At 42.9% G+C, this 8,723-nt stretch carries 6 protein-coding genes; 5 read left to right on the top strand and 1 reads right to left on the bottom strand.

Annotated elements, in window-relative coordinates:
• Positions 1-211: 211 nt before the first annotated feature.
• The 4 genes from Q0J41_RS04815 (at position 212) to Q0J41_RS04800 (ending at position 7,883) form a co-directional block, all read left to right on the top strand.
• On the top strand, positions 212-3,724 hold the full coding sequence (locus tag Q0J41_RS04815; RefSeq protein ID WP_296226902.1) for an SEC10/PgrA surface exclusion domain-containing protein: 3,513 nt from the start codon (positions 212-214) through the stop codon (positions 3,722-3,724).
• Positions 3,725-4,015: 291 nt separating this feature from the next.
• The gene (locus tag Q0J41_RS04810) at positions 4,016-5,134 is read left to right on the top strand and encodes a ThiF family adenylyltransferase (RefSeq protein WP_296226899.1); all 1,119 of its coding nucleotides are present in this window, start codon (positions 4,016-4,018) and stop codon (positions 5,132-5,134) included.
• A complete protein-coding gene (locus Q0J41_RS04805; RefSeq protein WP_296226897.1) occupies positions 5,107-6,315 on the top strand; it encodes an insulinase family protein in 1,209 nt (402 codons plus the stop codon). The genes Q0J41_RS04810 and Q0J41_RS04805 overlap by 28 nt, the downstream gene beginning before the upstream one ends.
• Entirely contained in the window at positions 6,312-7,883 is a 1,572-nt protein-coding gene (locus tag Q0J41_RS04800; RefSeq protein WP_296226895.1) for an ABC transporter ATP-binding protein, read from the top strand. The genes Q0J41_RS04805 and Q0J41_RS04800 overlap by 4 nt, the downstream gene beginning before the upstream one ends.
• 102 nt (positions 7,884-7,985) lie before the next feature.
• Here the strand turns inward: Q0J41_RS04800 and rpmB are convergent, their stop codons facing one another.
• The gene (gene rpmB / locus Q0J41_RS04795; RefSeq protein WP_270447714.1) at positions 7,986-8,171 is read right to left on the bottom strand and encodes a 50S ribosomal protein L28; all 186 of its coding nucleotides are present in this window, start codon (positions 8,169-8,171) and stop codon (positions 7,986-7,988) included.
• Positions 8,172-8,345: 174 nt separating this feature from the next.
• Between rpmB and Q0J41_RS04790 the strand changes: the two genes are divergently transcribed.
• Positions 8,346-8,708 (top strand): Asp23/Gls24 family envelope stress response protein, encoded by a 363-nt coding sequence (locus tag Q0J41_RS04790; RefSeq protein WP_002879711.1) that lies wholly within the window; start codon positions 8,346-8,348, stop codon positions 8,706-8,708.
• Positions 8,709-8,723 lie beyond the last annotated feature (15 nt).

The raw sequence follows: 8,723 nt of genomic DNA, 5'->3' as shown, positions 1-8,723 counted from the left end.
TTGAAAACCATATCAAGGGAGCGTTTGTGATACTTACTTGCTAGGTATTGCTTGAAAAAGGTCGGTCTAGATATTAAAGCTGTTAAAGCAGACACTCGGCAAAATCATATCAAATGACACAATTTGACATAATCTGACCCAATATTCTCTAACATAATAAAAGTTAAGGGATATTATCTCGAACTATTGTGTATTTATATAGGTGAGTCATATGGAAAATAAAGCGAAGAAAGATTTACGGAAAATAGCTGTTGTAGCGACTGCCGGGATCGGCGTGGTCGGTGTAGGTGTGGTCAGTCAAGGCAGCGTCAAGGCTGAAGTGACAACTCCAGCGGTCCAGGCGGATACGGTTGAAAACGCCAAGACCGCGGTCAGTGAGGCGGAAAAGAGACAGCAAAGCGCGGCTGATCAAGCAAGTGCCGCCCAAAAGGCGGAAGAGGCAGCTAAGAGCGCGGCTGGTCAAGCCCAAACGGCTTATGACCAGGCAAGCAACCAGCAAGCCGCTGCCCAAAAAGCAGCTGATCAAGCTAAAGCAGAGCAACCAGCTGCCGAAGGGGCAGTCAGCCAGGCAGAAAAAGATCTTGCCGATGCAAACAATCAAGCCAAGACGGCAGATCAAGCAGCAGAATCGGCAAAAAAGGCGGCCAGTGACCAAGCGCAGCTGACTAGCCAGGCTGAAGAAGCGCAAAAGGCAGCCCAAGCGGATTTAGACCGAGTGGGTTTGAGCCAAGCGCAAAAAGCAGCCAATGATTCTGCTGACAAGAAAGCTCAAGCAGATCAAGCAGCTAAGAGCGCGGCAGATCAAGCGCAAAAGAGCAAGGAAAACTTGGAAAATGCGCAAAAGGCAGAAAAATCGGCTGAAGATGAAGCAAGTGCAGCTGAAAAGACGGCAGACTCAGCCAGCCAAAAGGCACAAGCAGCCAAGACGGCTAATGATGAAGCACAGGCGGCTAAGGCTGAGCAAGAAGGCAATGTAAGCCAAGCGGAAGGTAAAGTTGACCAGGCCCAAAAGGTAGTTGACGACTTGGGCTTGCCAAAATTGGCAAAAGATTTGGAAAATGCCAAGACTACAAATTCTAATGCTCAAAAGGATTTATCTGCTGCCAAGGCAGCAGATCAAGCTGCAAAAGAAAAGCTGGAAAAGGCAAGCAGTGACCAGGCGGCAAAAGCTCAAGAAGCAGCAGAAGCGCAAAAGGCGGTTGACCAGGTAAACGGCCAGGTTACGGAACTGACTGCCGCGGATAAGGAGGCTAAGGATGCTGGCGACGCCGCAAATAAAGACTTAGCTGCAAAGAAGGCAGCCGAAAGCGAAGCTGAGCAGGAATACCAGGCTTTACCTAAGGTAGTGGCCAATGATGCCTTGAAGCAGTCAACGCTGGCATTTGCAAACGCGCAAAAGCAGTACAACAAGAAAGAAATTGATGAAGCCACCTATAAGCAAGCCATCAATACTTGGGCAGATGCAATGGCTGCTGGCATGAACTTGAACACCTACTATGGATTAGATAGTGATAAGAATGTCGACGTTGACTTAAACAACTTGACCCAGAAGCAGCAAGAGGAATTGGGGGCTTATCTTGTTCAGTTGCTCAATTCAGCCCGGGCTGCCTTGGGAACTGCTGATCTTGCAGGTCAAACAGTAGGATCACTTGGTGCAAATGCAGCGGCAAGCGAAATTGCAACTGGTTACCGCAATGACCGCTGGAACGGTGCATACAAGGGGCATGATAATGCTGTGGTTAACATCGTCGCTAAGAAATATGGCTTACTGGCCTTAAAAGACTCTGAAGGCCAGGCAATTGAAAACTTAAGTACGAGATTAAGTTTTGGAAGCAGTCCGAGCGATACTATCACGATGTATGAAGCAAAATCCCATGTGTTCGAAGGCGTTATGGGGATGCTTTTTGATGACAATACTGGCGGCAACGAAATGGGGCATGCAATCAGTCTGCTGGGTATAGATGCATTGCGGTTCAATAATACTAACCAGGATTTAAAAACTTATGTTGGTTTTTCTGCTGATGGTACAGATGTTGATGATGGTTACCACCTTCAACAGTATCACTTTATTGTAGTGCCAAACCTTACTGATCAAGTAACAACGACCGCCAGAACTGAGGGTAAAAGGACTTATACTAGCACATCAATTTTGTCTGGACCGATCAGCGACCAAAACACGTGGGAAAAGGCCAATGGGATCAAGACTCTGGAAAATCCATATGATGAAGCATCCGTCAAAGAGAAGCTGATAAAGGCCAAGGAGGCTACTGCCGCTGCTCAAAAGGCGGCTGATGAAAAAGTTGACGCGCTTAAGGCTGCTAACAGCAAGTTGGATCAAGCAAAGCATGAACTTGCAAAGGCTGAAGATAAGTTAGCTGAAAAGAAAGGTGCTTTAACCAAGGCAGATGAAACTCTTGCTGCAGCTATGAAGGAAAAGGAAAACAGTGCTGACCAGTTGAAGGCAGCTGAAGCAGCCGCTGTTAAGGCAGCTGATGACCTTACTGCTGCCCAGACGGCATATGCCCAGACGGCTGTAGTTTACCAAACTAAGCAGGCTGATTTAACTGCTGCGCAAGCTGATTTGGCTGCAGAAAATGAAAAGTTGGCTCCTTTGGCAGCAACCGCCAAGGCGAAGCAAGCAGCCCTTGATGAAGCAAATGGCAGTCTTAGCCAAGCTCAAACTGATCTCGCGGCTGCTAAGGCAAAGCTTTTGTCAGCTAAGGAAAAGACTGTTGATACCCAAAAGGCATTGGAAGCCGACAAAGAAGCTTCTACCAGTGCACAGAAGGCTGCAGAAGATGCAGCTGCCGCAGACAAGGCAGCGCAAAGCAAGCTGGCCAGCGCAAACAAAGAGGCCGCGGAAAAGGCTGCTATTTTGGCTGAAGCAGAAAAGAATGCTGCCAGCGAAAAGGCTAAGTTGGCAGAACTTGATGCTGCTGCAGAAGAAGCTGCTCAAGCTGCAGGGAAGGCACACGCTGCCGTACAAAGCGCGGAAACCAAGCAGGCTGCTGCAGAAAAGAAGCTTTCCGACTTGCAGGCTGTTCAAGCTGAAGTGCAAGCCGCAAACGAAGCAGTTAAAGCAGCTAAGAAGGATTTGGCTGAAGCACAAGCCAACTTGGCAAGCAAGCAAGCTGATTCAGCTGTCGCAGCTAAGGCCAAGGAAGCCGCTGATTTGGCGCTTACTGAAGCCAAGAAGCACCTGGCTATTTTGGAATCCTTGGAAGAAGCAAACAAGCCAAGCGAAACTCCGACTACTCCAAGTGACAATAAGCCGAGCGAAACTCCGACTACTCCAAGTGACAATAAGCCGAGCGAAACTCAGACCACTCCAAGTGATAACAAACCGAGTGAAACTCCAACCACTCCAAGTGATAATCAACCGAGTGAAACTCCAACTACGCCGAGTGAAGACGAACCAGTTGAAACTCCAGCGAAAGACGAGCCAAGTGAAAGTCCAGCTGACTCCGGTGAAACCGAAACTATCGTAATTTCGGCAGGCAAGACTGACATCAAGGCAACTGGCAAAAAGCAAGCCACTCCAGCCAGTCCTGTTCAAAAGACTGCTCCAGCAACTTCTGCTGCTAAGACTCCGGCAGGATCAAGTACTGCTTTGCCGCAAACTGGTGAAAGCCAGAATAAGTCCGCCTTCCTGGCAGGGATTGTGGCACTGCTGGCCAGTGCAAGTCTCTTCGCTTTTGGCAAGCGCAAGAAGAGCGAAAAATAAATAAATTATCCAAGAAAAGCACATTGAATAAAATTCGATGTGTTTTTTAATTAAAATTAGATTGACTTTTTAATGAACTGTAGTATTATTCTAATTATAAGCTAAGGAGGTGAAAATAGATATGAAAGCAATGGAAAAATTTGAAGAAATGATCGAAGGCGCGTCTAAGGAATTTTCTTTTGAAGTAACTGAAGTTCGCGATGGGGATACAAAGACTACTAATTGGTACTTTATTTAATAAACTAGGGGTACTCAATCTTCCGATTAGTACTCCTTTATTTATATTTTATTATGGATTACATAGAATTATTAAGCTATTACCCTATGGTACATAGAGATAAGTTAATCTATCGCTATGGCACAGATGCAATCAGAATAGGAACTGATGATACAGATGTAGTACAGTTAAACACAGGAAGTGAAGATATTTTTTCTATTCTAAAGCTCATGGATGGAAATCACAGTGTGGATGATTTGCTATCAATGAACACAAAATTAAAGATTTATGATATAAGTGCTATCATAGTCAAATTGTTCAAAGTACATGCATTGTCCATATTGACAAAAAAATTGGATAGCTTGACATCCGGTAATCGATTTAAGAGTGACGTCACTTATTATTACAGTGAAGGAATAGATGGCTATGAGATTTTAAACAAATTAGCGCGTCTGAAGATTACAATTTTTGGTGCGGGTGGAGGAGGCAGTTTAATTGCTCTTCAATTGGCGAATTTGGGAGTAGGCAATATTCATATCGTCGATCCGGATGTCATAAGTGAATCGAATCTAAATCGTCAGATACTATTTTCGGCCAAAGATGTCGGAAAATTAAAAGTTGATGCAGTAAAGAAGTATCTTAGCGATCGAAATCCCAAAATAAACGTTACAACTTCAACCAGGAGAATTGAGGGAGTGACAGATGCTGTAAAAGAATTATCAGATGCGGATTGGGCTTTTTGTTGCATTGATGAACCACCATATATCGCACAGAGAACAGTAAATCGCGCATGTTTTTCTAGAAATATTCCAAGTTTATATGGATTTACATCAAGAGACTCAGCAAAGTTAATGATAGTTTATCCTGGAAAAACCGGGTGTGTAGATTGTTTGTTAACCAATCGGGATAATCTACAATTCAGAAAGTTGATCGCCAGTTTCCAAAATGCTAGTTTTTTACCCATTACACCGTTAATTGTTCCTAACATGATGTTGGAAACTGCTTGGATTACAAGAAGATGGCTAGATGAGTTGACTAAGAAAGCAAGTTGTGTGAACACCCTTCTTAGATTCGATTTTAACAAGCTGAAGGAAGAAAAATTTATTAGTTTCGGTAGAGAAAATGAGTGTCCGACATGTGGGAAGGAATGCTCAAGTAGCAAGTTATGGGAAATTATCCAAATCAAAGATTAAAATTAACAAATGGCATAATTTTTTATCAGAAAAGTATCAGCGATTCATATTTGACAGGAATTTCTTTTAGATTATATTTTATTAGTCAAGATTCAGTAGGATTGCCTCACTTACTAGAGCATGTGCTGACTCATTGTAGCAATATGCCGGATTACATCAGTATCGATGGACATACAAATACAAAATATATTTCGATAAATATATTAGGAATGTCAGATGAGGATTATTTTGGAGCAATTGATACTTTCTTTGACTTCTTGATAAATTTCAATGTAGTTGATGCAGATCTTGAAATCGAAAAAAAGGTTGTTATCCAGGAAATAAATCAATACTTATCGAGTAGTCTTGAACGATTTGCAACTATATCACGAAATATATCCTTTCGTAGTAATGATGTGTTTTCGGATCCAATTTTGGGTTCAGAGGATATTGTTGCTAGTGTCTCTGTGAAGGAATTGTCGCAATTTCTGAAACAAACATTATATCCCGATAATATTGTGATTTTTGCTACAGGAAGAGAAAGTGCGCTTAAAAGAATTAAGAGTGCAGTTTCAAAAATCGATTTTCCCAAGCAAAATTCAATTAATATTACAAGTAGAACGAGAGAAGATTCTCTTTCGATAGATACTGGCAACCACGATTTGAATAGAATGGAAAAAGCAAGAACTGCATATGTGTCATTGGTTTATAATCTTTGCTCATCAGAAGTTGATGAAATCAAAATAGCATCCTTGAGTTTCTTATTTTCTGTGTTGAATAACGGGAAGAATTCAATCTTGACGAGCCTTCATAAAAAAATACCTAAACTGTATTTTGTCTTCGCCAATCCCGTTGTAAGAGGTAACAGAATTTATCTGCAGATATTAACATCTTGTACATCAAGTGATGTTACAAAAGTTTCCAAATACATATCAGCATATTTTAAAAGCATAAGTCATCTGTCCAAAGTAGAAGTAGCAGATACAATCAAAAATGTGCTATTTAATAGGATGCTTCAATTTGATGGTGCTGAAAAGAGCATTGACTCTTTCTCGAAAATGATTTTTGGAGAGGAAGATGTGAATAAAGGGGCTTTTGATGATCATGATCAGATCTTTGATGAGTTTGAGAAATTCGTTAATTATTTGAATAGACAGACTTGCAGTAGTGTAGTCTATTACTTACGAGGAGCAGAGAAATGACGTTAAAATATGCCAGCAAGTGGAAGCTGCTGGTCTTTGCGGTCTTTGCTGCTGCTAAGGCCATGCAGGCGGTTTTTATCGCTTATGTCTTCCAGGAATTCATTAATTTTGCCGGAAATCCTAAGGGGAGTTTATTACAATTAACCATTAAAGCGGTTGTCGGGATTGTCCTTTTTGCCTGCCTGGCCTTAATCTACCAAATTATGCAGGCTAATATTATTAGGGACGTCAACTTGAAGATTAAAGAGCAGGTAACAAAATATTTATTGTATTCAGATAATTCTGATCCCAAATTTGACCTATCCTTTATGACCAATGACTTGAAGCAGGTGGAAAGTCACCGGGTAGAAGCTGAACTTGACATTATTTTCAATGGCCTGCAGTTTATCGCGGCATTTGCGGCAGCCATGCTGTCTTCCTGGGCTCTGTCCTTGATTTTCCTGGTCGCCTCCCTGGCTCCTGGCCTTTTGCAGAATATTTTCGGGCCAAAAATTGAAGCTGCTTCTTCTGCCTGGGAAGGGGAGAACAGCAAATATACTGAGGCAATGACGGACACCATCAATTTTGCTGCCTTTGCCAGACTTTACGATGCTGAAGACAGCATTTTTTCCAGAATGCTCCACTACAGCCAGAGAATGGAGACGGCTCTGGCCAGGATGAAGCAGACGGAAATGGTGACGACTGAAGTTATTACTTCCTTTGCCTATGTCTGCAGCATGATTATCCCTTTCAGCCTGGGCATCTACTTTGTAACTAAAGGGCAGATCACTTTGGGGACCTTTATGATGATCTCCCAGCTGGCCAACAACTTCATCAATCCGATTGTCGGCATCTTTTCATCTGTCAATGATATTAAAACCAGCAACCCGATCTGGAAAAAGTTTTCTGCCGTGGCAGATTTCGCAGCAAAAGAAAATGCTGCTGACCGGGAAGAGTTTAAAGAACTCTCTTTAGACGATGCAAGCGTGCAAAGAGGGGACCGGAAGCTCTTGAACGATCTCGATTTGACTGTTAAGAGCGGAGAAAAAGTCCTGTTGGAAGCACCGTCTGGCTGGGGCAAGTCGACTTTGCTTAATGTTCTGGTTGGCCGAATCCGTCTGGCAGATGGGAATTACGAAATCAACGGTGATGACGCGGATGGCAACTGGAGTAAGGATCACGAGTACTTCTCCTTTGTTCAGCAGAAGCCCTATATTCTTGACGATACTATTGAATACAATATTACTTTGGGCAGAAAGGTTAGCAACGAAGATCTGCTGGCAGTTTGCCAAAAAGCTGGCTTAAGCGGCCTGGTTGAAGAAAAAGGCTTGGACTACCAAGTCGGCAAAGAAGGCAAAAATCTGTCCGGTGGCCAGGGCCAGCGGCTAGAAATTGCCAGAGCCCTCTTGGCCAAGCGGCCGGTTCTTCTGGCTGATGAAGCTACTTCGGCTTTGGATCCTCGCTTGTCAAAGCAAATTCATCAAACAATTCTGCAGAATTTCCCTGGTACCGTAATCGAAGTCGCCCACAAGATTTCAGACGAAGAAATAGCCATGTTTGACCGGGTGGTCAATTTGGCGGAAAAGTAAAAAACAGGCAGCTCCCAGAGCTGCCTGTTTTAGTTGTTTATTTGAACTTTTTGCCAAAAATAAAACCCGGCAGATCGTTGATCTACCGGGCCCGTTTCGTCACTAGACACGGGTAACTTTACCAGACTTCAAAGTCTTGGTTGAAACCCAAACGCGCTTAGGCTTGCCGTTTACAAGAATGCGAACTTTTTGAAGGTTTGGCTTCCAAGAACGACGTGATGAGTTCAAAGCGTGTGAACGCGTGTTACCAAAAGTGGTCTTCTTACCGGTTACGAAATCTTTTGCCATGCTGCTAAACCCCCTTTACATGTCATGTCATACTATTAGACTTTACCATAAACTTTGATCTTTTTCAATTATTATTTTGAAAAGTATTTTCCAGAAAATAAGTCGGAACTGTTAGCTTTTGATCTCGTTATGATAAAATAAGGGTGTATATTGGAAATAAGACGGAGGATAAACATGGCTGTTAAAATCAAGACAAAGTATGGTTTGATTGATATTTCAAACGGTGTAATTGCAACTGTTGTTGGTGGTGCAGCTACGTCTAACTATGGCGTTGTCGGTATGGCATCCAAGAATGCCATCAGAGACGGAGTCGACAGCATTTTAAGCCGGGCAAACTATAAGCGCGGCGTCGTTGTTAAGTCTGACGAAAATCAAGTAACTGTTGATGTCTATATTATTGTTGGTTACGGCTTGAAAATTTCTGAAGTAAGTCGTAATGTACAAGACAGTGTCAAATATAACTTAAGAAGCCAGCTGGGGATCGACACCAAGGCGGTCAACGTCGTTGTTCAAGGTGTAAAGGTTCTCGACGACTAGATAAGTGGAGGATTC

Origin of the sequence: uncultured Lactobacillus sp. (genome assembly GCF_944327175.1) — a bacterium.
Lineage (GTDB): Bacteria > Bacillota > Bacilli > Lactobacillales > Lactobacillaceae > Lactobacillus.
The sequence above is the reverse complement of the archived record's forward strand: the minus strand, read 5'-3'. Positions and strand labels throughout refer to the sequence as shown.